The following is a 21551-nucleotide window of genomic DNA, read 5'->3' as shown; positions in this document are numbered from 1 at the left end:
GCAGGGGCAAAGACCATGGGACTTGATTGGCTACAGGCGGTATTCTCGGAAATCTGGACCATACTTGCGGGGCCGAAAACACGGCTTTGGCCGCTGTATATTGGTTTGACGATCCTGATTTGCCTGTTTCTTTATCGGCGCCGCGGGATTGAGCAGGGGTTTTTCGAGTGGCTTATGCCCAAGTCGATCTATTTCCACGCGTCTCACATCGTCGATCTGAAAATCTTTGCGGTCAACCGGGCCTTTGCCGCGCTTGGGCTGTTCAATCTGGTGTTTTTCGGGGCCTATGTCGCGGATTTCGTGAGTGGCGCGCTTGGGCCGGGATTGGGTCTGGCACCGCTTAGCCCGTTTCTGATTTCGCTGCTGTTGCTGGTGGTCAGCGATTTTGGCACCTATTGGGTGCATCGCGTGCACCATGAAAGCCGGATTTTCTGGCCGTTTCATTCGCTGCACCATTCGGCCGAGGTGATGACCCCGATCACGGTGTTCCGCAAGCATCCGGTTTATGACCTGATCTCGACCATGGTGAAGGGGTTATTCATCGGCTGTTTGCAGGGTATTTTTCTGGCTGTTTTCTCGCAAGATCCGAACTTGATGACCATCGTGGGCGTCAATGCGGGGTATTTCCTGTTCAATATGGCGGGATCAAACCTGCGCCATACGCATGTCTGGTTAAGCTTTGGGCGCTTAATTGAACATGTGATCATTTCCCCGGCACAGCATCAGATTCACCATTCCTTGGCACCGGAGCATCACAACAAGAACTATGGTGAGGTTTTGGCGATCTGGGATTGGATGTTCGGCTCGCTTTATGTGCCGGAGCGCGAGGAGGTTTTGGAGTTTGGCCTTGGTGATGCGGAGGGCAATCGCATTCGCCAGCGGCACGATAGCCTGACCAATGCGCTTGTCGTGCCGATGCGCGATAGCTGGCGGCAGGTTCGCAAGCGGTTGGGCCTGTCACCTAAGCCTGCGCCGCGGGCCGAGGATGTCGCGCCTGCCCAAGACGTCACCCCGGCGGAATAAGCCGTGACGCGTGGGTTTTCCATATATCTTGATGGACTGCGGTTCGCGGCGGCCTTGATCGTGATGCTATCGCATTTCGCCTATCCGCGGTTCACCGAAGGGCGGTGGATTTGGGTGCGTGAGTTGAACCTTGGCAGCGATGCGGTGATCGTGTTTTTCGTGTTGTCGGGGCTGGTCATCGCACATGTGGTGTCGGTGAAACCGGGCGGTATTGGGCGGTTTGCCTTTGACCGGGCGACGCGGCTTTGGTCTGTGGCGCTACCGGCGCTGGTGATCGGGTTTTTCCTTGATCGGTTGGGCGTGGGGCTTGCGCCGACGCTTTACGATGGCTGGCAGTACAACGCCCTGCCGCTGTGGGAGGTTTTGCTGCGCGGGTTGAGTTTTTCCAATGAGTGGGGCGGCATGGCCACGCGGCTTGGCACCAATGGGCCGTTTTGGTCCTTGAGCTATGAGGCGGCGTTTTATGCGCTTTTTGCCGTGGCCTTTTATACTACCGGCGTGCGGCGGTTGGTTTTGCTAGCGGCGGGCGTTGCCTTGTTTGGTCTGAACATCCTGTTGCTCATGCCGGCGTGGCTGATGGGTGTTTGGCTTTATCGGCGGATCACGGCGGAGGCCGAGATGACCCGACCTGTGGCGCTGCGCTTGGCGGTTTTGCCGGGGGTGGCCTATGGGCTGTGTTTGGCAATTGGCGTGCCGGATATGCTTGTGGAATTGACTGACCCTATGCATCAGGCGCTTGGGTTGCGGTTTTCGGATGAATTTTTGTGGAACGGGCTGTTGGGCCTGATGGTTACGGCGCATCTTTTGGGCATGGCGCGGCTTTTGGCGGCGTGGGAGGGGGGGCGCGTGGCCGCGCCCGCCGCTTGGCTGGCGGGGGGAAGTTTCTCGCTTTACCTGATGCATTACCCGCTTTTGCAGTTTCTTGGTGGCCTGCCTTTGCCCGGTGCATCATGGGCGGGCGATACGGTGCTGTTCGGCCTGACCTTTGTCCTGTGCTATGCCTTTGCCGCCGCGTTCGAGCGGCCCTTGCACCACTGGCGCGCGGGCCTGCGCCGGGTGTTGCGGGTTCCTTACAAGAGCGAGCCTTCCATCACGCGCACGGCCTGACCGGCGACGGTGACTCTTTCGCCGTTGGCAGTGAGGTGAATGAGGCTGGAGCGGCCCATATCCTCACCTTGATGGACGGTCACAGATAAGGGCGCGCCGTCCAGATCGCAGAGAAAGGCCGCAAGCGCGGCACAGGCACTGCCGGTGGCGGGGTCTTCGGGGATGTTATCCAAAGGCGCAAACATGCGGGCGTGGATCGTGTCGCCCTCGCGGATATAGGCGAATTGCGCGAAATCAAGGCCTTCGGGGTGGGCCTTTGCGCCGTCGCGGAAGGCGGCCATATCGGTTTGACAGGCGGCCAGATCGGCCCGGGTTTTCAGCGCGGTGAGTGTGAAGGGCAGGCCGACGGAAGCGAGCGTAGGCGCATGTGCGCTTTGGTCGATTTGGTCAACCGCCAGGCCAAGGGCGCGGGCAACCAACGCAGGGTCGGGGTTGGCCAGACGTTCGAGCGGCGCGCTTGTCGTGAAGCGCGCGCCATGTGGTCCGGCGGTGCAGGGCAGCGGGCCAATACCCAGTTCCAGTACCATCTCGGGGCCGTGGCCCAATTCGGCCAGCGCCTTGGCGCTGCCGATGGTGGGGTGGCCGGCGAAGGGGACTTCCATTGTCGGGGTGAAGATGCGCAGGCGGGCGGTGTGGTCGCGGTTTTCGGGTGGGTAGACGAAAGTGACTTCGGAGAAGTTGAACTCCGCAGCGATGCTTTGCAGCTCCGCTTCGGGGATGCTTTCTGCCTCGGGGAAGACGGCCAGTTGATTGCCGCCAAAGCGGGTTTCGGTAAAGACATCGTAGACGAAATAGCGGTGCATGGGGTGTCTCACTTGAGGGTCAGGTCGGCCCATACGGGCAGGTGATCGGAGGCGATATGTGCCGGGCGCGCGCCGTGCACGCCGCTGTCAACGGCGTCCAACTCGTCACTGAGCGCGATGCGGTCGAGCGGGGCCACCGGGCGCGGCGCGGGAAAGGAGGCGCGGGCCGGGATGAAGCGCACGCGTTTGACGGCGGCATCAAGGGCCATGCCATTGCCCCAGTCGTTGAAATCCCCGGCAAAGACCGTGGGCATTGGTGACAGTTTACCAAGCGCACGGTTGATCGCGCCCAGTTGCAGCAGGCGGTATCGGCGGACGAGGCCAAGGTGCATTCCGATCACCCGCAGGGGACCGAGAGGGGTTTCAAGTTCGGCGCGGATCGCGCCGCGCGGCTCCAGCCCGGGCAGGTCGATATGGGCGGTGTGGGTTGCATGGACCCCGTCGCGCAGAAGCATGGCGTTGCCGTGCCAGCCAAGCGAACCGCCGGGTGCTCCGAAGGGCAGGATGTGCCAGCCGTCGTCCTCGACCATGTCATGCGGCAGGGCGGCGGGACGGGGCGGCAGGCGCTTGTCCACTTCTTGCAGGACAACCACCTGTGCCTGAAGCGCATTGATCACCGCCAAACTGCGGTCGGGCCTGCGGCGCAGGTCGAGGCCGACGCATTTTTGCAGGTTATAGGTTGCAATCCTCAAGGGTGATACGGTCAACATGGGACCATAAAAAACCCAAATGAAAGGGGTGTCACCCGATGTTTTCGGATCAAACCTGGCTGGCGCGGATCATCTGGACCGCTTTGGCGGGCGTGGCGGTCTGGGCCTTGGTCCAATGGCAATTGGAGCTGGCCTTTGTGGCGGTCGTGACATTGGCGGTGTCTTTGGCCCCGGTTTTCGTGGCGACATGGGCGGATATCAAGGTGCCGCCCAGTTTCATCGCGGCGCTTGTCATGTTCGTCGGCGGTACGCTTTTTCTGGGTGAAGTCCTTGATTTTTATGAGAGACTCTGGTGGTGGGACGTGGCGATGCACGGCGGGTCGGCCATCGGGTTTGGCCTGATCGGATTCGTCTTGGTTTTCATGATGTTCCAGGGCGACCGCTTTGCCGCGCCGCATGTGGCGGTGGCCTTTTTCGGATTCTGTTTCGCCGTGTTCATCGGCACGATCTGGGAGGTTTTCGAGTTTGCGATGGATCAGCTTTTCGGGCTGAACATGCAGAAATCGGGGTTGGTGGACACGATGGGCGATTTGATTGTCAACGTTGTGGGCGCGGTGATCGGCGCGGCGGCGGGGCTGGCCTATCTCAAGGGGCAGGCCAAGGGCGGGCTGGCCTCGGTCATCGACGAATTCGTGCAGCGTAATCCGAAGTTCTTCAAGCGGTGGAAAAAGTGATCACGTGCCGCAGAAGGTGGCTTGGACCACTTCGGCGGGCTGGGGTGGGCGCTTGAGGTCTGCCGCCTCGTCGTGGTCGTCGTAGGGGGTTGCGAGGAGCTGCAACAGGCGGTTGAACGGCGCCAAATCGACGGCGACCGCGGCATCAATCATTTGTTCCAAACGGTGGTTGCGCGGGATGACGGAGGGGTTGGCGCGGCGCATGCGGGCTGTTGGGTCGTCTTCGCTCTCAAGGCGTTTTTTCCACTCCGCTTCCCATGTGTCGAAGCTGGCGGGGTCGGTGAACTGATCGCGGGCGCCGCCAGTGGCAAGGGCGCGGAAGGTATTGGTGAAATCGGCTTGACCTTCGGCCATGCGGGCCAAAAGCCCGGTGATGAGCGGTTCATCCTCTGCCGTTGCCGCCTCGAGCCCGATCTTGCGGCCAAAGACGTTGAGCCAATGGGCCTGAATACGCTCGGGCATGGCGTGGACGAGCTTGGTGAACTCCTCGATGGCGGCGTCCTGATCGGGCATCAGCGGCACAAGCGCTGTGGCCAGTTGCGCCATGTTCCACACGATCACATTGGGCTGGTTGGAATAGGCATAGCGCCCCTGCCGGTCGATGGAGGAATAGACCGTGTCGGGGTGGAAGCTGTCCATGAAGGCGCAGGGGCCATAGTCGATGGTTTCGCCGGAAAGCGTGGTGTTGTCGGTGTTCATCACCCCGTGGATGAAGCCAACGCCCATCCATTGCGCAATCAATCGCGCCTGACGGTCGATGACATGGGCCAGAAGATCGGTGGGGGTTTCGGCCTCGGGCGCGTGGCGGGCGACCGTGTAATCGAAAAGGTTTTGCAGGGATTTCAGATCGCGGCGGGCGGCGAAATACTGGAACGTGCCGACCCTGATATGAGAGGCGGCGACGCGCGTCAGGATCGCGCCGGGCATGGCGCCGGTATCGCGATAAACCGGCTCGCCCGTGGTGACGGCGGCCAAGGCGCGGCTGGTGGGGATGCCCATGGCGTGCATTGCTTCCGAGACCACGTATTCGCGCAGGACCGGCCCGAGCCACGCGCGCCCGTCGCCCATACGGGAGTAGGGCGTGGGACCGGAGCCTTTGAGCTGGATGTCGAACCGCTGACCCTCGGGCGTGACCACCTCGCCCAGCAGGTTGGCGCGGCCATCGCCGAGTTGCGGGGAAAAGCCGCCGAATTGGTGCCCGGCATAGACCTGTGCGAGGGGTTCCGCGCCATCAGGGGGCAGATTGCCGGAGAAGACCTTGGCCATATCCTCAGGGTTTCCGGGCGTGAGGCCAAGGGTTTGCGCCAGCCCGTCGTTGAAGGCCAGAAGTTGCGGCGATTTCACCGGCACAGGGTTGAGGCGCGTATAGAACCCGGCGGGCAGGCGGGCATAACTGTTATCAAAGGGGATATGCAGGGTCATGGGGTGAAGGTAAGCATTTTGCCGCGGATTTCTATATGATCCGGGTCATCAGGCGGTAGCCCTCGCGCGGTTGAAAGCGCAGTTTGCGATAGAAGCGTTGCGCGCGCTCGTCTTCGGTTTTGACTTCGAGGTGCAGCGCCTTGAGCCCCGCGCCCGCGAGGGCTTTGGGCAGGCTCATGAGAACTTCGGAGCCGATGCCGCGCCCGCGCACGGCAGGGCGGATGTAAAGCTCATCCAGAAAGCCATCCATGCCGCCAAATTCCACCGACCAGCCGAAACAGACGATGATATAGCCGATGGGCGCGCGCCCCGGGCCGATGAGGTAGGCCGCGCCATGCGGGGAGCCTTCGAGCAGAGGGGCAAGCGCCGCGCGGCGGGTTTCCGCGTCTTGGTTGATGCCCTGTTCGGTATGAAAATCGGCGACGAGCCGGGTGAGGCGGTCAAGATCGTCAGGTTTGGCGAGGGTGAGTTGAGTCACAGGCGGTTGGGCCTTTTCATCCGGGGGGCAGTCTTGGACGCGACCATGGAGGGGGCTTGATGGAATGTCCACTCAAAGGGCCGTGGCATGGCATCAAATCGCCCAAGGGGGCACGAAATCTTGAAAAGATTTCGATCCGATTTCTTTTCAAGAAATCGGTTTGATCATGGCCCCGAGTGCAAATGGAAAAGGCCGGCTCAAATGAGCCGGCCTTTGGCCTTTTGGGTGGGCTGGTTAGGATTCTTGTCCCATGAACATCAGCAGGAACTGGAACATGTTCAGGAAGGAGATGTAGAGGCTGAGCGCGCCATCATAGGCGGCTTTGTCCAGCCATTCCTGATCGCCATGCGCGGCATGGGCCACGTAGGTGTTCTTGATGTCCTGCGTGTAGAAGGCGGTGAGGCCCGCAAAAATCAGCAGACCGATGGCCGAAATGGCGTACATCATCGCGGGTGATTGCAGGAACCAGTTGATGATCATCGCCACGATCAGGCCGATCACGCCCATGATCAGGAAGCTGCCCCAAGCCGAGATGTCCTTCTTGGTGGTATAGCCCCAGAGCGACAGGCCCGCGAAGGCGATCGCCGTCACGAGGAAGGTCTGGGTGATCGAATAGGCGGTGAACACCAAGAAGATCGAGCTGAGCGACAGGCCGATCAGCGCGGCGAAGGCGAAAAAGCCAAGCTGCACGGTGGCGGCCGAGCCCTTGCGCATCAGAGCGCCCCAGCCAAGGAAGATGAAGGCCAGCGGGGCCAGCATGATGACCCAGCGCAGGGGGGACATGTAGATCGTGCTTCCAAGGCTGTTGAGCATCGTGCCATTGGGCAATTGCGCCGTTGCCATCGACGGGTCGGTGGTGGTCGCAAGGCCAGAGATTGCCCATGCCGCCAGAGCGGTGATCAGCATGCCCACGGACATAGTGCCGTAGACTTTGTTCATATGGGCGCGCAGGCCCTCGTCAATCTGGGCGGTGCGGTTGCCAACGCCCGTCCGGATTGTATCAAATTCAGCCATCAAAGCCTCCAAAATGTTGAACTGGCAAGCCTGTCAAAGGCTTTGCTGACAATATCGGTCAGGCTGGCTTGCATTTCAAGGCTTTCCGGTCAGGAATTGGAGCTATTGGCGCCATGCCTCGGGGGCGTCCCACGGTGCGCGGCTTGCCTCGGCCTCAATTTCGCGGTCTGACAGGCCCAGATCGCGGCGTTGCCACTCTTCCATTCGTGCCAAGTTGCGGCGCTGTTGCCAAAGCGCCAGATAGTGACGCAAGCCGAGCCGGGGCCGCGGGGCAGTGGTGTTGCAATCCGCCTGGGTGTGGTGGAGATACGCCATGTCTGATCCTTTGATATATGTGATGGTTTGGGTGTCTTTCATCTTTGTTGTTGATGTATTTGCCAGAATAATGTTCATTGTGAAAATGAATGTTTGTTCACCCTGGCATCACAAAGGTTGATACATGAGAAATCTGGACGTAACGACCCTGCGCTCTTTCCTTGCCGTTGCTGAACATGGCGGCGTCACACGTGCTGCGGCGTCTTTGCATCTGACGCAGTCGGCGGTTTCCATGCAGATCAAGCGCTTGGAAGAGATGCTGGACATCGAAGTGCTGGATCGAAGCGCGCGGCGCGTCAGCTTGACTGCGGCGGGGGAGCAGCTTTTGGGGTATGCGCGTCGGATCGTCGAATTGAATGACGAGGCCGTGGGGCGGCTGACCGATACGATTTATGAAGGTGAGATCGTTCTCGGTGTGCCACACGATATTTTCTATCCTGTGATCCCCCGCGTCCTCAAATCCTTCAATGCGGCGTTTCCCCGTATGAAAGTGAACCTCAAGTCGTCCAGCACGATGCGCCTGCACGACACGCTTCGCAAAGGCGAGGCGGACCTTATCTTGACCACAGAAAAGGATGTGAAGCCGGGAGGCGAACCCCTGACCACCATGGCGCTTCGTTGGGCCGGGGCGCGCGACGGGCTGGCGTGGAAGCGGCGGCCTTTGCGTTTGGCGTTTTGTTCGGTGTGCATTTTCCGGCCCATCGTTTTGCGGATACTCGATGAGGCGGGGATTGATTGGGAAATGGCCGTGGACTCCGAGGATGACCGCTCGGTCGAGGCGCTGATCAGTGCCGATCTGGCTGTCGGGGCCTTGTTGGAGGACAGCATTCCACCGCATCAGGAGGCGATCAACACCGGCGGGGCCTTGCCCGATCTTGGGACGCAGATGGTCAACATGTACGGGGCCGAACGGCGTGATGCGCCGACGACGGCACTGGCCGAGATGCTGCGCCATGAATACGGCGGCGGGGTCGGGGCCGGGAATGTCGTCAGTCTGACATCGTAATCACGACCTTGCCAGTCGATTTGCGGGTTTTGAGAAGGTCCAAACCCTCTGCCGCGCGGTCGAGCGGCAAAACGTGGCTGACATGCGGTTTGAGGCGTCCGTCGTTGTACCATCCAATCAGGGTTTGCATGCTGTCGGTTATCACCTCGGGCCGGAACTTGAGATACCCGCCCCAATAGAGGCCCATGACGCTAAGGTTCTTGACCAGAAGGTGATTGGCGGGAATCTGTGGGATGTCGCCGCTGGCAAAGCCGATGGGCAGCAGGCGCGCCTCGGGATTGCAGGCGCGGAAGGCGGCCTTGAACTGATCGCCACCCACCGGGTCATAGACCACGTCCAGCCCGCCGAGATCCTTGCAAACCGCGCGGATATCTTCGGTCTCAGCGTCGATCAGGTGATCGGCGCCTGCCTGTTTCGCCGCCTCCAGCTTTTCAGGGCCACGGGCGCAGGCAATGACCGTGGCACCCATCAGCTTGCCAATCTCCACCGCCGTCAGTCCGACGCCGCCGGCCGCGCCGAGAACGAGCAGCGTTTCACCGGGTTGCAGGCGCGCCCGGTGATCGAGGGCGACGTGGCTTGTGCCATAGGCGATCTGAAAGGCGGCGGCGTCTATGAAATCCATTGTCTCGGGGATGGCCACGGCACGATCCGCCGGAAAACAGCCCTGTTCGGCCAAACCGCCTTGCCCGCCGAAGACCGCGACACGTGTTCCGGGGGCGGGGCCGTCGGTATCGGGCCCCAGTGCCGTGACCGTGCCTGCAACTTCCATACCAAGGGTGAACGGCGCCACGGGTGTATCCTGATATTCGCCCTTGACCATCAAGAGATCGGCGAAATTCAGGCCGCAGGCACCGATCTGTACCGAGATTTCACCCATGCCGGGTTGCGGGGGCGAGACCTCGGAGAGAACGGGGGCCGCCCCGGGTGATTCGATCTGATACGCGCGCATGATGCCCCCGTTTGGCGGCGTTGGAGAAGGAATAAACTTTTGATAGGCTTGTCAAATTATCCTCGGCCTGTCAAATGACGCCGACGGGTAGCTCCGGGACTATCCTAAAGGATGGGGTGCCCGTTAAAATTGTACTGCATTTGGGTAGGTTTCCTCTCTCGAGAGCAATATTTCTTGTTTTTTCAGGATTGGTTGCTAACCTGCGGTAGTAATATGAGTGAAATGACGTTTACGGTTTCCTCTTGGGCAATCCATTGGTTGGAAATGCCCGCCCTGTCCCTTGGGACATGAATTAATGAAGGATAATTCCATGCCGCACCCAGTTGATGTGCATGTTGGTAAGCGAATTCGTCACCGCCGCTGGTTGGTGGGTATGACCCAGCAACAGCTGGCCGAGCGTGTCGGGATCAAATTCCAGCAAATTCAGAAATACGAGACCGGCGCCAACCGTGTAAGTGCATCGCGGCTTTGGGACATCGCGGATGCTCTTGACGTTGAGGTGAGTTTTTTCTTTGAAGGTCTGGAGACCGAAGGCAGCGGGCGGGAAGACGCACAGGAAGGTGTTCCGGCAGATTTGCTGGGCGACAAGGAAGCGCTTGATCTGGTGCGGTCTTACTATGCGATCCCGGAGAACCAGCGCCGCCGCCTGTTTGATCTGGCCCGGGTGCTGAGCGACGTGGCTTGAGCCTGAACGCCAACCGGGCTAGAGGCTAAGGTGAATTGCCGAGGCTCCGGGTGGCACATGGATATTGAGAACATCAAAAGCACGGCCCATGCCTTGGCGGATGCCGCCCGGGCGGCCGTGCTTCCGTTTTTTCGGGCGGATGGGCTGACTGCGGATAACAAGGCCGGCGAAGGGTTTGACCCCGTGACCGAAGGCGACCGCGCCACGGAGCGCGCGATGCGTGCCGTGCTCGCCGAGATGCGCCCGCAGGATGCCATCCTGGGCGAAGAGTTCGGGCATACCGAGGGCACCAGCGGCCTGACATGGGTGTTGGACCCGATTGATGGAACGCGGGCGTTCCTGTCGGGCGCCCCCACTTGGGGCATTCTGATTGCCGTGTCAGATGGCAACGGGCCGATCTATGGCGTGATCGACCAACCCTATATCGGGGAGCGCTTCGAGGGTGGTTTCGCAGGGGCCCGGATGCACGGCCCGCAAGGTCCGCGGGATTTGCGGGTGCTCGGGGACCGTCCCCTTGGCGAGGCGATCCTGTTCACCACCTTTCCCGAAGTGGGCAGCGCTGAGGAGGGCGCGGCCTTTCGCGCTGTCTCTGACAAGGTACGCCTGACACGCTACGGGATGGATTGCTATGCCTATGCCATGCTGGCCGCCGGGCAGATTGACCTTGTGATCGAAGCCGGACTGAACGCCTATGACGTTCAAGCCCCGATCGCGGTGATCGAGGCCGCGGGCGGGATCGTCACCGATTGGCGGGGCGGGCCCGCACATGACGGGGGGCGCGTTGTGGCCGCAGCGGGGCGGGAGCAGCACGCAGCGGCGCTTGAGGTTCTTTCCAAGGTGACGTGACGGGCGGCTTGCGCTAGGTTCGAAAGGCCAGCGGAGGACACCGACATGCGCCTTCTGATTTACCTTAGTTTTGCGCTTTTGCTGCCTGTGGCGGCTGTGGCGCAAGCGATGCAAGACCTAGGCCCAAGCGCGCGCGACCAGATCAATGCCAGCCGGGCTGAGGCCGGGCGCAGCGCCTTGAGCGTAAACCGCCAGTTGACCCAAGCCGCCGCCGCCCATGCCCGCGATCTGGCCGATACCGGGGCTTTCAGTCACACCGGATCGAACGGCAGCAGCGTTGGCGACCGGGTGCGCGGGCAAGGCTATGGCTTTTGCTTCGTGGCGGAGAATATCGCCAAGGGGCAGGGCAGCCTTGAGCAGGTTTTAAGCGGCTGGATGGCTTCACCGGGGCACCGACGCAATATATTGGCCAGCCAAGCGCGCGAGTTCGGCCTCGTGCGCGGCCCTGGAAACCTGTGGGTCATGGTTCTGGCAAAGCCCGGCTGTTAGCCGAAGATCCGTGGCTTGAGTTTCAGGATGGTCTCGCAGGTCTCGGCACCAATTTTCTCTGCAAGCTCAAGGGCCTGCCTGTGCGCGGTATAGCCTGTGGCGACGGCGGACTCGATCGTGGCGCTTTGTACGAGGCTGGCGACCAGCTCAGGATGCTGGCGGGCAAAGCCCTCGCCGAACTGGGCATCTATCGCCTCCACGGCGCGGGCGAGATGGATGGCGGTCTGCGGGCTTGGATCGGACATGGCGGCCTCGTGTCTTGTGATATGGTCCAAACCTAGGGCGCGCTTGGCTTTGGCAAGTCACAGCATGGGCATTGTCTTCTGTGAGCGGCTTTATTACTCCTTCCAAGCATGTAGGGATCGAACAGGGGGCGGACATGGCCGAAGACAGCTATCAGGCAGAGCCCGACCCCGAACGCGAGGACGACGCCTATCTTCTGGACCGCCAAGCGGTGGCGCGGATCATCTATGCGGTGGATATCGAGGACCGCGACCTGCTGCTCAAGGAGATGGAGCCGCTGCACCCGGCGGATATCGCCGACCTTCTGGAACAGATCAACGCCTTTGACCGGCGCCGGTTGATCGAGCTTTACGGCGTCGAGTTCGATGGCGACATCCTGTCGGAACTCGACGATTCCATACGCGAAGAGGTGATTGGCCTCCTGCGCCCCGAGGTCTTGGCCGATGCGGTACGCGATCTGGAATCCGATGATGTTGTTGATCTTGTTGAGGATTTGGAGGATCAGCAGCAACAGGCCATCCTGAGCGCGCTGGAACATGGCGATCGGGTTGCGGTGCAGCAATCGCTGACCTACCCGGAGTATTCCGCGGGCCGCCTGATGCAGCGCGAAGTGGTCATGGCGCCCGAGCATTGGAACGTGGGCGAGGCGATTGATTTCCTGCGCAATCAAGAGGATTTGCCGGACCAGTTTTACCATCTGATTCTTGTCGATCCGCGCCTGCGGCCGGTGGGTAATGTGACCTTGGGCAAGCTGATGGCGGCACGGCGTGAGGTGATGCTCAAGGACTTGGTGGAGGAGACCTTCCATATCATTCCCGTCACGCAGGACGAGGGCGACGTGGCCTATGCTTTCAACCAATACCACCTGATTTCCGCCCCGGTCGTGGACGAAAACGAGCGTTTGGTTGGCGTAATCACCATCGACGACGCCATGGTCGTGCTGGATGAAGAGCATGAGGAAGACATCATGCGCTTGGCCGGTGTCGGCGATGAAAGCAGCCTTGCCGACAGGGTGATCGACACCACCAAGCGGCGCTTTCCGTGGCTTGCGGTGAACCTTGTCACCGCGATCCTCGCCTCGCTGGTCATCGCGCAGTTCGAGGCGGCCATCGCGCAAATCGTGGCGCTTGCGGTTTTGATGCCTATCGTGGCCTCGATGGGTGGCAATGCGGGCACCCAAAGCCTGACCGTGGCGGTGAGGGCCATTGCCACCAAGGACCTTACCGGCTCCAACGTCTGGCGGGTGATCCGGCGCGAGGTCTTGGTGGGGCTTGTGAACGGGCTGATCTTCGCCGTGGTGATGGGCGTGGTGGGTGTGCTGTGGTTCGGTGGCCCGGAACTGGGCTATGTGATCGCTGCCGCAATGGTGATCAATCTGGTCGTCGCGGGGCTCGCGGGCACGGTGATACCGATCATACTGGACCGCATGGGCGTTGACCCGGCCTTGGCCTCCGGCGCTTTCGTGACGACGGTGACGGATGTGGTCGGGTTCTTCGCCTTTCTGGGACTGGCGGCGATGGTGCTTTTATGACCGATTTGACAGCAATCAAAGCCGAGGCGCGCAAGGCGGCCTTCGCACGGCGGAAGGCGGCGCATGAGGCGGCGGGGCCGGGGGCTGCGGGGCATCTTTCGCAGGTCTTGGCTGGGCACCGTGGCGTGCCGCTGTCTGGTTACATGCCGATCCGCACCGAGATCGACCCGGTGCCCGCCATGGAAGAAGCGGCAGCGCACGGCCCCGTGGGCGTGCCGGTGATCCAAGGCAAAGGCCTGCCGCTAAAGTTTTCCCGGTGGGAGCCAGGCTGCGCCCTGAAGGAAGGCCCCTTTGGCGCGATGATCCCTGAACGGGATGATTTCCTTGAGCCGGAAATCCTCATCGTGCCGCTTGTGGCCTTCGACCGGCATGGCGGGCGGCTTGGCTATGGCGGCGGGTTCTACGACCGCACCTTGGAGCTTCTGCGCTCAAAACGCCCGACGCTGGCCATCGGTTTTGCCTATGCCGCGCAGGAGTCGGATAACCTTCCGCTGGAGCCGACCGACCAACCGCTTGATATGATCGTCACCGAATCCGGCGTCCTGAGTTTTTCCGATCATTAGATCAATCGGTTAAAAACTCTTAAACACACCGCCCGTCTTCTGTTCATGAATATCCTAAAGCGTTTCGCGAAACACCTTAATCACAGATTTTCGCGAAATGCAGTGCTCCGCTCAATCTTTGCGCGCGTTCCGCATTTGTTTGATGTCTCAGGTTGAACGCGGAACGCTTTGGGGAGCGTTGAAAATTGTCGGGTTTTCAACGCAGGGGGCAGAGCCCCGAATTCGCTTCCATTCGATAATGACACGCCTGCAGAGGCGCGATTGCCTGCGTGCGGCAGGCCACCCTCACCCGAGTTCCACGCCACCGGGGTGCGCTTGCCCGTCATACCATTTCAGTTCCACCTCAAGGCTGTGCTGAATGCCTTTACGGCGCTTTTCCTCATCCTCGACCTTGAGTTCCAGAACCAGCTGTTCGGGCAGGTCCATCACGATTTCGCTTTCGCCTTGGCGAAGCGTGACGCGCCCGGCATCAAGACGGTCGGCCAAGTCGCGCAGAAAGGCGCTGACATCACCGCGTGCTTTTGGTTCCTTGCTGCTGAACAGGACTGTTTCACGACCCATGGCGGCCTCCATTTCTTGTGCAAAGTAGGTAGGTGGATGCACGGATAGCATCGTCGACGCGCTCTGTGCTTCCCCGAAACATGTGGTGAGTTTCATGGGTGTTTTGAAGCGGTTGCGACGCTGTTACGCAGATATCCCGCGCCCGGAAATGTCAGGGCGCGGGGCGCGCGGGGTGTTACCCCTCCATCGCTTCCAACTCGTCAATCAGCCCCGAGATCATGCTCAGCCCCTTGTCCCAGAAGGCCGGGTCGCTGGCATCAAGGCCGAAGGGGGCAAGAAGCTCGGAATGGTGCATGGAGCCGCCCGCCTTGAGCATGTCGAAATACTTGTCCTGGAAGCCCTCGGGGGTTTCCTCGTAGACCGCATAAAGCGCGTTCACGAGGCCATCGCCGAAGGCATAGGCGTAGACGTAGAAGGGCGAGTGCACGAAATGCGGGATATAGGCCCAGAAGGTCTCGTACCCATCCATGAAATCAAAGGCCGGTCCAAGGCTTTCGGCCTGTACCGACATCCACAACGCGTTGATGTCATCGGGGGTCAGTTCCCCGCCGCGGCGCGCCTCGTGCAGTTTGCATTCGAAATCATAAAAGGCGATCTGACGGACCACCGTGTTGATCATATCCTCGACCTTGCCGGCCAGAAGCACCTTGCGTTCGGCGTCATTGGCGGCCTTGTCGAGCATCTTTCGGAAGGTGAGCATTTCACCAAAGACCGAGGCCGTTTCGGCAAGCGTGAGCGGGGTTGACGACAGCAGTTCGCCTTGGTCGGCGGCCAGCACTTGGTGCACGCCGTGGCCCAGCTCATGCGCAAGGGTCATCACGTCACGCGGTTTGCCCAGGTAATTCAGCATCACATAGGGGTGGACATTGGTCACCGTGGGGTGGGCGAAGGCGCCGGGCGCCTTGCCGGGTTTCACGCCTGCGTCGATCCAACCCTTTGAAAAGAAAGGCTCGGCCAGATCGCCCATGCGCGGATCGAAGGCCGAATAAGCCTCCATCACGATGTCGCGGGCGCTGTCCCAATCGACCACCTTTTTATCGTCCATCGGCAGCGGCGCGTTGCGGTCCCAGACCTGCATGCGGTCAAGGCCCAGCCATTTGCGTTTCAGCTCGTAATAGCGGTGCGAGAGCTTCGGGTAAGCCTCGACCACGGCGTTGCGCAGGGCCTCGACCACTTCGGGTTCCACGTCATTGGACAGGTGGCGGCCCGTTTGCGGCGTGGGCATGCCGCGCCAACGGTCGACCACTTCTTTTTCCTTGGCCGAGGTGTTGTGGACGCGGGCGAAGGTGCGGATGTTTTGGCCGAAGACGCGGGCCAGTTCGCGGGCGGCGGCCTCGCGTTGGTCGCGGTCTTGTTCGGTGAGCAGGTTGAGGGTGGATTCGATGCCCATTTCCTCGCCGTTGACGGTGAAGGTGAGGCCGGCGATGGTTTCGTCGAACAGCCGCTCCCACGCATCACCCACGACGCCCATGTCATGCAGGAATTTCTCAAGCTCATCAGAGAGTTGGTAGGGTTTCATCGCCCGGATGCGGCGCAACACGGGGGCGTAGCGGGCGAGGTCTTGGTTGGCCTCGTACATGGCTTTTAGGCTGTCTTCGTCGAGGCGGTTCAGTTCCAGCGTGAAGAACACCAAGGGCGTGGTCATATTGGTGATCTTTTCCTGACAGTCGGACAGGAATTTGGCGCGTTCGCCATCGGTTGTGTTCTGGTGATAGCGCAGGCCCGCGTAGGACATGATGCGCCCGGCGATGTTGGAAATCGCCTCGTCGCGTTCGATGCATTCCAGCAGGCCAGCGGCATCAAGATCGGCCAGCTTGCCCTCGTAATCCTTGGCAAAATCGGCGCAGGCCTTTTCCAGCCAATCAAGGTCTTTTTGCAGTTCGGGGGCGTCCGGGGCGGGGTAGAGATCGCTCAGGTCCCATTCCGGCAGCTTGCCCAGATTGTCGCCTCCGGCATTGGCGTTGGCATCGAATGTGGGCTGGGGACGGGGGATCATGCGCATCTCTCCTAGTGTCTGGTTTGGGATCAGACATAGGCGGGCTGGGCGGCAGGCTCAAGCGGGGTCAGGTGGGGGATTGGGAGAATCGGCCCTAACCCCTTGGTTAACAACGAAAACCCCTGTCTGCATCGGGTCGGTATTACGTCGGTATCGCGTCGGTGTTTTTCCCCGCAGCCCGGCGGGTTAACAGAGCGCGCGGTGAGAAACGTACGAAACGTACGCGAGTTTCGTACGGTTCTGCCGGGGCGGATCAGTGGCCGGTGTCGTGCAGCGCGGCTTGAAGCCGTGCGCCCTGTGGAGATGGTCGTGCCGCGCGGGGTTCGATCAGCCAATACCGGCGCGAGGTGGTGAGTGCTGTATCGCCCACCTCGGTCAGCTGGCCGGAATGAAAAAGCGCATCCAGCATCGGGCGGCTGGCCAATGCAATGCCGTCCCCGGCCAAGGCACGGCCGATGGCGTGGCCGTAGCTGCGGCAGGTTTCCTTGGGCCGGGGTGTGAGGGTCGCCTCGGGCCGGTGAGACAGCCAGACGTCCCAGTTGATCCAGTCGGGAGCAAGGCGTGGGTAGTCCAAGAGCGGCAGGTCGGGGGCGACGTTGACCTGAGGTGCGGCGGCGGGGACAAGCGTTTCGTCAAACAGCCGCTTGCCCGTCCAGCCGGGGGGTGGGGCCTCGCCATAAAACACCGCAAGGTCGATTTTATCGGCGGTCAGGGCGTCCGGTTCATCGGCGGTCAGGACCGAGACATTGCAGGCGTCCGCGCTGGTGGCGAAAGCCTGTAGCCGGGGATAGAGCCAGAACATCGACACCGCCCCATTGGCCGCGATGTGCAAGGTATCGCTTTCGCTGGTGCGGGCGGTGTCGAGCGAGGACATCAGGTAATCCAACGCAAGCCTGACGGGTTCTTCCAGACGGCGGGCGGTTTCGGTGGGATTGGCATGGCGCGCGCCGCGCTCGAAAAGCGGTGTGCCGAGCCAGTCTTCAAGCTGTCGGATGCGTTTGCTGACCGCCGCCTGCGAGACCATGAGATCGGGGGCGGCAGCGGAAAAACCGCCGCGTTTCATCACGGCGTTAAAGAACACCAAGGCTTCGAGCGGTGGCAGGCTGCGTCTGTCTTGTGTCATTCCTTTTGGTTATCGAAATGCCTGAGAATTTCCAGTGTTTTTGGGTCTGATGCTATCGTTTAGGTAATCGTGTAACGGGTAAGGAAAGATGATTATGGCGGAACTGGATTGGCACGCGGAACGCACTGACCTTGCAGCTTTGGCACAGCTTGATCGGTCGCCTGAGGATGAGGGGATCGACCTTGTGTCGGTGCGCGTCTATCGGCTGGGCCGGGTGCGGGCGGAAATGGCGAAGCGCGATATCGCGGCGGTAATCCTGTCGGACCCGGTGAACATTCGCTATGCCACCGGCGCGCGCAACATGCAGGTGTTCAGCCAGCGCAACGCGCCGTCGCGGTATCTGCTTTTGACGGCGGATCGGTCGATCCTGTTCGAATTTACCGGCTGTGCGCATTTGGCCGACGGGTTGGAGACCATCGACGAGGTGCGCGCGGCGCGCACCGCCAGTTTCGTGGCCGCCGGACCTGATATTGCGGCGCGGGAAACCGCGTGGGCGGCAGAGATGGCGAATGAGATTCAGGGCCTTGTCGGGCGTGGCGCGACCGTGGGGCTGGAACGGTTGAACGCGGGCGCTGCCATTGCCTTGCGCGATCAAGGCCTTCGGATTGTCGATGCGCAGGAGCCGGTGGAAATGGCGCGGGCTATCAAATCGGCGGAAGAGATGAAATGCGTCAATGCCTCGCTTCGGGCCACGGAAATCGGTGTGGCCAAGCTGCGCGCGGCGATCCGCCCGGGATTGACCGAGGCCGAGTTATGGTCGGTCCTGCATCAATCGGTGATCGCGCAGAACGGGGATTACGTGGAAACCCGGTTGCTGAACGCGGGGGAGCGGACGAACCCTTGGTTTCAGGAAACCAGTGATAACGTGATCGGCGAGAATGAGTTGATCGCCTTGGATACCGATGTGGTGGGCTGTCACGGCTATTACTCGGATTTTTCCCGCACCTTCCATGCGGGGCCGGGCAAGCCCACGGCCACGCAGCGCGAGCTTTACAAGGTGGCCTATGAGCAGGTGCATCACAACATGGGCATCCTGCGCCCCGGTATGACGTTTCGCGACTATGCCGATGCGGCTTGGGACATTCCCGAGAAATACTATGCCAACCGCTATTACCTGTCGGCACATGGTTGTGGGATGACCGGGGAATATCCGTACCTTTATCACCACGGCGATTTTCCCGACGCAGGCTATGACGGGGTGATCGAGCCGGGCATGACGCTTTGTGTGGAAAGCTATATCGGGGCGGAGGGTGAGGCCGAGGGCGTCAAGCTGGAGCAACAAGTCCTGATGACCGAGACCGGGATGGAGGTTCTCTCGCGCTTTCCGTTCGAGGAGGATTTGCTGCGCTAGCCGTATTGCGCCAGCATCTGGTGCAGGTCGTCGAGGGTGTTGGCCTCGTCCACGGGTTTGTCGTGTCGCCAGCGTTTCATGCGCGGAAAGCGCAGCGCCACGCCGGATTTGTGGCGCGGGCTTTCGTGGATGCCCTCAAACGCGATTTCGAACACATGTTCGGGGGTGACTTGGCGCACCGGGCCGAAGCGTTGTTGGGTGTTCTTGCGCACCCAAGATGTGATCTTGCGGAACTCGGCATCAGTGAGGCCGGAATAGGCCTTGGTGAAGGGGACAAGATCGTTTCCGTGGCGCACGGCGAAGGTGAAATCGGTAAAAAGGTTGGCGCGGCGACCGTGGCCTTGTTGGGCATAGATCATCACCGCGTCGATGGTTAATGGGTCGAGCTTCCATTTCCACCAGTCACCCTTTTTGCGGCCCGTATGATAGGGGCTGTCCAAGCGTTTGAGCATCAGCCCCTCGGCGCGGTGGTCGCGAGCCTTGGCGCGGGTTTCGGCGAGGCCCTCCCATGTGTCGAAGGCAATGGGAGCGGAGGGGCGCAGGGGGGCGTTCTGGGGCAGGTCAGCGAGTAATGCGTCAAGCCGCGCGCGGCGGGCGCTGAAGGGCTGTTGCCGCAGGTCGTGGCCCGCGTCTTCCAGCAGGTCATAGGCCAGCAGGATCACCGGCGCCTCTTGCAGTAGTTTTTTCGGCACGGTCTTGCGCCCGATGCGTTTTTGCAGGGCGTTGAAGGGCATGGGGGCCGTGCCATCCCATGCCACGATTTCGCCATCCAGAACGGTGCCTTGCGGCAGGTAATCGGAGAGCGGGGCGAGGTCAGGGAAGCGGTCGGTCATCAGGTCTTCACCGCGCGACCAGATGAAGTGCTGGCCGTCGCGGATAATCGCCTGTCCCCGGATGCCGTCCCATTTCCATTCGGCCAGCCAATCGGTGGGGTTGCCCAAGGTTTCTGGCCCGTCCTCAAGCCCGTAGGCAAGGCAGAAGGGGTAGGGGCGGGAGGCCTGTGCGCCGGTATCCGGGGCCTCAATCAGCGCGGCCCATGTGGTGGTTTCCGGGGTCCAATCGCCCATCAGGCGGTGGGCGAGTTCGGCCTCGTCTTGGCCGGTTGACCCGGCCAAGGCGCGGGTCATCAGTTTGCGGCTGACGCCGACGCGAAAGCCGCCGGTGAGCAGTTTGTTGAAGACCATGCGTTCGGTCGCCTGCATCCTGTTCCACGCGTCGAGAACGGCGGATTTGCGGGTCTCCTCCTCGGCCTTGTCCAAGCCGCGTAGGCGGGTGATCCATGTGGTGAGGCTGTCGTCATGGCCCGCCTCGGGCGGGGGCAGGACGAGGGCGATGGTTTCGGCCAGATCGCCGACGATGGGATAGCTTTCTTCAAAGAGCCACAGGGGAATACCCGCGCGTTCGGCCGCCCATTCGCGCAGGCGGGTGGTGGTGATCGCGCGGCGCGGGCGGCGGCCCGAGAAAAGCGCGATGGTCCAGAGCTTGTCGTCTTCGGGGGCCGTGTCGAAATACTGCGCCAGCGCGGAGACCTTGGCGGTGGTTTTCGTGGTCTGGTCGATGGTGGTGTAAAGTGCTGTGAATTGCTTCATGCCCCGGCCCCTTCTTCCAGCGTGTCGCCGGTGAACTCGGTCGGGACCACTTGGGCGTTATAGCCTTGAGTGTTCAGCCATCGCGCGAAGATATCCGTGTAACCATGTGTTACATATATATTTTCTGCGCTTGTAGCTTTGATCGCCTCGTTCAGCGCCGGCCAATCGGCGTGGTCCGAGATGACAAAACCCCGGTCGGCGGCGCGGCGGCGGCGCACCCCGCGCAGGCGCATCCAGCCGCTGGCAAAGCCGGTGGCGGCGGGCCGGAAGCGCCGCGCCCATGTGGAGCCAAGCGCGCCGGGGGGTGCCACGATCATCGCGCCGGGGTGGTCCTTGGGGTGCAGGTCGGGGGTAACGTGAATTGTCTCGGGCAGGGGCAGGCCTTGGCCGCGCAGCACGGCATTGGTGTTTTCCACCGCGCCATGGGTGAGGATCGGGCCGATGGAAGGATCGAGCAGCGACAGCACACGCTGAGCCTTGCCAAGGGAGTAGGCCCCTAGAAGGGAGAAGCGACCTTGTGCGGAGTTGGCTGCCCACCAGGTGTTGATCTCCTGCGCGATTTGATCTTCGGAGGGCCAGGTAAAGACAGGCAGGCCGAAGGTACATTCGGTTATGAAGCTGTGGCATTTGATTGGCTCGAAGGCTGCGCACAATCGGTCCGGCGCGGTCTTGTAGTCGCCCGAAACCACCCAGACCTCACCGCCCACCTCAACCCGGATTTGCGCTGAGCCGGGGACGTGGCCTGCGGGGTGGAAGGAGACCTTGGCCTCCCCGATTTGCCGGGTTTCGCCATAGGCCATACCGTCCAAGGTGATTTCACCCAGACGGTGGCGCATCACCGGGCCTGCGGCATGGGTGGCAAGGTATCGGGTATGGCCGGGGCGGGCGTGGTCGGCGTGGCCATGGGTGATCAACGCCCGATCAACGGGCTGCCACGGGTCGATGAAAAAATCACCGGCGGGGCAGTAGATACCTTGGGGTTTGAACTCCAGAACCATGCGCAAAAGGATAGGGCCAAGCGCAATGGATGCCAGCCCCTTGCACTGCCAAGACCTGCGGTTATCCTGCGATCA

23 protein-coding genes are annotated in these 21551 nt (G+C 61.3%); 10 read left to right on the top strand and 13 right to left on the bottom strand.

Translation table 11 applies throughout. From position 1 onward, the window contains the following. Window positions 1–15 precede the first annotated feature (15 nt). The gene (locus QZ498_RS11240) at window positions 16–1023 is read left to right on the top strand and encodes a sterol desaturase family protein (protein ID WP_294622265.1); all 1008 of its coding nucleotides are present in this window, start codon (window positions 16–18) and stop codon (window positions 1021–1023) included. A gap of 3 nt (window positions 1024–1026) precedes the next feature. Further along, window positions 1027–2130, top strand: coding sequence for an acyltransferase (locus tag QZ498_RS11235; protein WP_294622263.1), 1104 nt, complete (start codon window positions 1027–1029; stop codon window positions 2128–2130). Here QZ498_RS11235 and QZ498_RS11230 read toward each other — a convergent pair. Both QZ498_RS11230 and QZ498_RS11225 read right to left on the bottom strand, forming a co-directional pair. Beyond that, window positions 2094–2933, bottom strand: a complete 840-nt coding sequence (locus tag QZ498_RS11230; RefSeq protein ID WP_294622261.1) for a PhzF family phenazine biosynthesis protein — start codon at window positions 2931–2933, stop codon at window positions 2094–2096. The two genes, QZ498_RS11235 and QZ498_RS11230, sit on opposite strands and share 37 nt — an antisense overlap. A gap of 8 nt (window positions 2934–2941) precedes the next feature. Continuing rightward, complete coding sequence (locus QZ498_RS11225; RefSeq protein WP_294622259.1) at window positions 2942–3643, bottom strand: endonuclease/exonuclease/phosphatase family protein; 702 nt, start codon at window positions 3641–3643, stop codon at window positions 2942–2944. A gap of 38 nt (window positions 3644–3681) precedes the next feature. Here QZ498_RS11225 and QZ498_RS11220 point away from each other — a divergent pair, with 38 nt between their 5' ends. Beyond that, entirely contained in the window at window positions 3682–4317 is a 636-nt protein-coding gene (locus tag QZ498_RS11220; protein ID WP_294622257.1) for a hypothetical protein, read from the top strand. Here QZ498_RS11220 and QZ498_RS11215 read toward each other — a convergent pair whose 3' ends face one another. From QZ498_RS11215 to QZ498_RS11200, 4 genes are all read right to left on the bottom strand, one after another. Then, the gene (locus QZ498_RS11215) at window positions 4318–5739 is read right to left on the bottom strand and encodes a YdiU family protein (protein ID WP_294622255.1); all 1422 of its coding nucleotides are present in this window, start codon (window positions 5737–5739) and stop codon (window positions 4318–4320) included. A 31-nt stretch (window positions 5740–5770) separates the two neighbouring features. Next, window positions 5771–6217, bottom strand: a complete 447-nt coding sequence (locus QZ498_RS11210; protein WP_294622253.1) for an N-acetyltransferase — start codon at window positions 6215–6217, stop codon at window positions 5771–5773. A gap of 234 nt (window positions 6218–6451) precedes the next feature. Further along, window positions 6452–7231, bottom strand: coding sequence for a Bax inhibitor-1/YccA family protein (locus tag QZ498_RS11205; protein WP_294622251.1), 780 nt, complete (start codon window positions 7229–7231; stop codon window positions 6452–6454). Window positions 7232–7333: 102 nt separating this feature from the next. Beyond that, complete coding sequence (locus tag QZ498_RS11200) at window positions 7334–7546, bottom strand: hypothetical protein (protein WP_294622249.1); 213 nt, start codon at window positions 7544–7546, stop codon at window positions 7334–7336. Window positions 7547–7670: 124 nt separating this feature from the next. Here QZ498_RS11200 and QZ498_RS11195 point away from each other — a divergent pair, with 124 nt between their 5' ends. Beyond that, window positions 7671–8552 carry a LysR family transcriptional regulator gene (locus QZ498_RS11195; RefSeq protein WP_294622247.1) on the top strand — a complete coding sequence of 294 codons (882 nt, stop codon included), beginning with the start codon at window positions 7671–7673 and terminating at the stop codon, window positions 8550–8552. On the opposite strand, the gene QZ498_RS11190 is transcribed toward QZ498_RS11195, so the two are convergent. Next, complete coding sequence (locus tag QZ498_RS11190) at window positions 8536–9501, bottom strand: NADPH:quinone oxidoreductase family protein (protein WP_294622245.1); 966 nt, start codon at window positions 9499–9501, stop codon at window positions 8536–8538. The two genes, QZ498_RS11195 and QZ498_RS11190, sit on opposite strands and share 17 nt — an antisense overlap. A gap of 310 nt (window positions 9502–9811) precedes the next feature. Between QZ498_RS11190 and QZ498_RS11185 the strand changes: the two genes are divergently transcribed. The 3 genes from QZ498_RS11185 to QZ498_RS11175 are packed head-to-tail and all read left to right on the top strand — an operon-like array spanning window position 9812 to window position 11521. Continuing rightward, window positions 9812–10186, top strand: a complete 375-nt coding sequence (locus QZ498_RS11185; RefSeq protein WP_294622243.1) for a helix-turn-helix transcriptional regulator — start codon at window positions 9812–9814, stop codon at window positions 10184–10186. A 57-nt stretch (window positions 10187–10243) separates the two neighbouring features. Beyond that, window positions 10244–11032 carry an inositol monophosphatase family protein gene (locus tag QZ498_RS11180; protein ID WP_294622241.1) on the top strand — a complete coding sequence of 263 codons (789 nt, stop codon included), beginning with the start codon at window positions 10244–10246 and terminating at the stop codon, window positions 11030–11032. Window positions 11033–11077: 45 nt separating this feature from the next. Continuing rightward, window positions 11078–11521, top strand: coding sequence for a CAP domain-containing protein (locus QZ498_RS11175; protein WP_294622239.1), 444 nt, complete (start codon window positions 11078–11080; stop codon window positions 11519–11521). On the opposite strand, the gene QZ498_RS11170 is transcribed toward QZ498_RS11175, so the two are convergent. After that, on the bottom strand, window positions 11518–11766 hold the full coding sequence (locus QZ498_RS11170; RefSeq protein WP_294622238.1) for a hypothetical protein: 249 nt from the start codon (window positions 11764–11766) through the stop codon (window positions 11518–11520). The genes QZ498_RS11175 and QZ498_RS11170 overlap by 4 nt on opposite strands. Window positions 11767–11900: 134 nt before the next feature. Here QZ498_RS11170 and mgtE point away from each other — a divergent pair, with 134 nt between their 5' ends. Both mgtE and QZ498_RS11160 read left to right on the top strand, forming a co-directional pair. Next, window positions 11901–13295, top strand: coding sequence for a magnesium transporter (mgtE, locus tag QZ498_RS11165; RefSeq protein WP_294622236.1), 1395 nt, complete (start codon window positions 11901–11903; stop codon window positions 13293–13295). Continuing rightward, window positions 13292–13858, top strand: a complete 567-nt coding sequence (locus QZ498_RS11160) for a 5-formyltetrahydrofolate cyclo-ligase (RefSeq protein WP_294622234.1) — start codon at window positions 13292–13294, stop codon at window positions 13856–13858. Before mgtE ends, QZ498_RS11160 begins: the two co-directional genes overlap by 4 nt. 285 nt (window positions 13859–14143) lie before the next feature. Here the strand turns inward: QZ498_RS11160 and QZ498_RS11155 are convergent, their stop codons facing one another. The 3 genes from QZ498_RS11155 to QZ498_RS11145 form a co-directional block, all read right to left on the bottom strand. Then, window positions 14144–14419, bottom strand: a complete 276-nt coding sequence (locus tag QZ498_RS11155) for an amphi-Trp domain-containing protein (RefSeq protein ID WP_294622232.1) — start codon at window positions 14417–14419, stop codon at window positions 14144–14146. Window positions 14420–14594: 175 nt separating this feature from the next. Continuing rightward, entirely contained in the window at window positions 14595–16415 is a 1821-nt protein-coding gene (locus QZ498_RS11150; RefSeq protein WP_294622230.1) for a M3 family oligoendopeptidase, read from the bottom strand. Between the two features lie 253 nt (window positions 16416–16668). Then, window positions 16669–17538 (bottom strand): LysR substrate-binding domain-containing protein, encoded by an 870-nt coding sequence (locus QZ498_RS11145; protein WP_294622228.1) that lies wholly within the window; start codon window positions 17536–17538, stop codon window positions 16669–16671. Between the two features lie 94 nt (window positions 17539–17632). On the opposite strand from QZ498_RS11145, the gene QZ498_RS11140 reads away from it, so the two are divergent. Next, window positions 17633–18889 carry a Xaa-Pro peptidase family protein gene (locus QZ498_RS11140; RefSeq protein WP_294622226.1) on the top strand — a complete coding sequence of 419 codons (1257 nt, stop codon included), beginning with the start codon at window positions 17633–17635 and terminating at the stop codon, window positions 18887–18889. Here the strand turns inward: QZ498_RS11140 and QZ498_RS11135 are convergent. Then, window positions 18886–20478 carry an ATP-dependent DNA ligase gene (locus QZ498_RS11135; protein WP_294622224.1) on the bottom strand — a complete coding sequence of 531 codons (1593 nt, stop codon included), beginning with the start codon at window positions 20476–20478 and terminating at the stop codon, window positions 18886–18888. The genes QZ498_RS11140 and QZ498_RS11135 overlap by 4 nt on opposite strands. Further along, window positions 20475–21476, bottom strand: a complete 1002-nt coding sequence (locus QZ498_RS11130) for a ligase-associated DNA damage response exonuclease (protein WP_294622222.1) — start codon at window positions 21474–21476, stop codon at window positions 20475–20477. Before QZ498_RS11130 ends, QZ498_RS11135 begins: the two co-directional genes overlap by 4 nt. Between the last annotated feature and the right edge of the window lie 75 nt (window positions 21477–21551).

The organism is uncultured Roseovarius sp. (genome assembly GCF_913057115.1).
Taxonomy (GTDB): domain Bacteria; phylum Pseudomonadota; class Alphaproteobacteria; order Rhodobacterales; family Rhodobacteraceae; genus Roseovarius.
The sequence above is the reverse complement of the archived record's forward strand: the minus strand, read 5'-3'. Positions and strand labels throughout refer to the sequence as shown.

Excerpts from the sequence above, each read along its gene's own strand:
- QZ498_RS11195 (WP_294622247.1), top strand. The coding sequence starts at position 7,671 with ATGAGAAATCTGGACGTAACGACCCTGCGCTCTTTCCTTGCCGTTGCT.
- QZ498_RS11185 (WP_294622243.1), top strand. The coding sequence starts at position 9,812 with ATGCCGCACCCAGTTGATGTGCATGTTGGTAAGCGAATTCGTCACCGC.
- QZ498_RS11180 (WP_294622241.1), top strand. The coding sequence starts at position 10,244 with ATGGATATTGAGAACATCAAAAGCACGGCCCATGCCTTGGCGGATGCC.
- QZ498_RS11130 (WP_294622222.1), bottom strand. The coding sequence starts at position 21,476 with ATGGTTCTGGAGTTCAAACCCCAAGGTATCTACTGCCCCGCCGGTGAT.
- QZ498_RS11170 (WP_294622238.1), bottom strand. The coding sequence starts at position 11,766 with ATGTCCGATCCAAGCCCGCAGACCGCCATCCATCTCGCCCGCGCCGTG.
- mgtE (WP_294622236.1), top strand. The coding sequence starts at position 11,901 with ATGGCCGAAGACAGCTATCAGGCAGAGCCCGACCCCGAACGCGAGGAC.
- QZ498_RS11155 (WP_294622232.1), bottom strand. The coding sequence starts at position 14,419 with ATGGGTCGTGAAACAGTCCTGTTCAGCAGCAAGGAACCAAAAGCACGC.
- QZ498_RS11145 (WP_294622228.1), bottom strand. The coding sequence starts at position 17,538 with ATGACACAAGACAGACGCAGCCTGCCACCGCTCGAAGCCTTGGTGTTC.
- QZ498_RS11135 (WP_294622224.1), bottom strand. The coding sequence starts at position 20,478 with ATGAAGCAATTCACAGCACTTTACACCACCATCGACCAGACCACGAAA.
- QZ498_RS11140 (WP_294622226.1), top strand. The coding sequence starts at position 17,633 with ATGGCGGAACTGGATTGGCACGCGGAACGCACTGACCTTGCAGCTTTG.
- QZ498_RS11190 (WP_294622245.1), bottom strand. The coding sequence starts at position 9,501 with ATGCGCGCGTATCAGATCGAATCACCCGGGGCGGCCCCCGTTCTCTCC.
- QZ498_RS11215 (WP_294622255.1), bottom strand. The coding sequence starts at position 5,739 with ATGACCCTGCATATCCCCTTTGATAACAGTTATGCCCGCCTGCCCGCC.
- QZ498_RS11150 (WP_294622230.1), bottom strand. The coding sequence starts at position 16,415 with ATGATCCCCCGTCCCCAGCCCACATTCGATGCCAACGCCAATGCCGGA.
- QZ498_RS11225 (WP_294622259.1), bottom strand. The coding sequence starts at position 3,643 with ATGTTGACCGTATCACCCTTGAGGATTGCAACCTATAACCTGCAAAAA.
- QZ498_RS11205 (WP_294622251.1), bottom strand. The coding sequence starts at position 7,231 with ATGGCTGAATTTGATACAATCCGGACGGGCGTTGGCAACCGCACCGCC.
- QZ498_RS11240 (WP_294622265.1), top strand. The coding sequence starts at position 16 with ATGGGACTTGATTGGCTACAGGCGGTATTCTCGGAAATCTGGACCATA.
- QZ498_RS11200 (WP_294622249.1), bottom strand. The coding sequence starts at position 7,546 with ATGGCGTATCTCCACCACACCCAGGCGGATTGCAACACCACTGCCCCG.
- QZ498_RS11175 (WP_294622239.1), top strand. The coding sequence starts at position 11,078 with ATGCGCCTTCTGATTTACCTTAGTTTTGCGCTTTTGCTGCCTGTGGCG.
- QZ498_RS11230 (WP_294622261.1), bottom strand. The coding sequence starts at position 2,933 with ATGCACCGCTATTTCGTCTACGATGTCTTTACCGAAACCCGCTTTGGC.
- QZ498_RS11220 (WP_294622257.1), top strand. The coding sequence starts at position 3,682 with ATGTTTTCGGATCAAACCTGGCTGGCGCGGATCATCTGGACCGCTTTG.
- QZ498_RS11160 (WP_294622234.1), top strand. The coding sequence starts at position 13,292 with ATGACCGATTTGACAGCAATCAAAGCCGAGGCGCGCAAGGCGGCCTTC.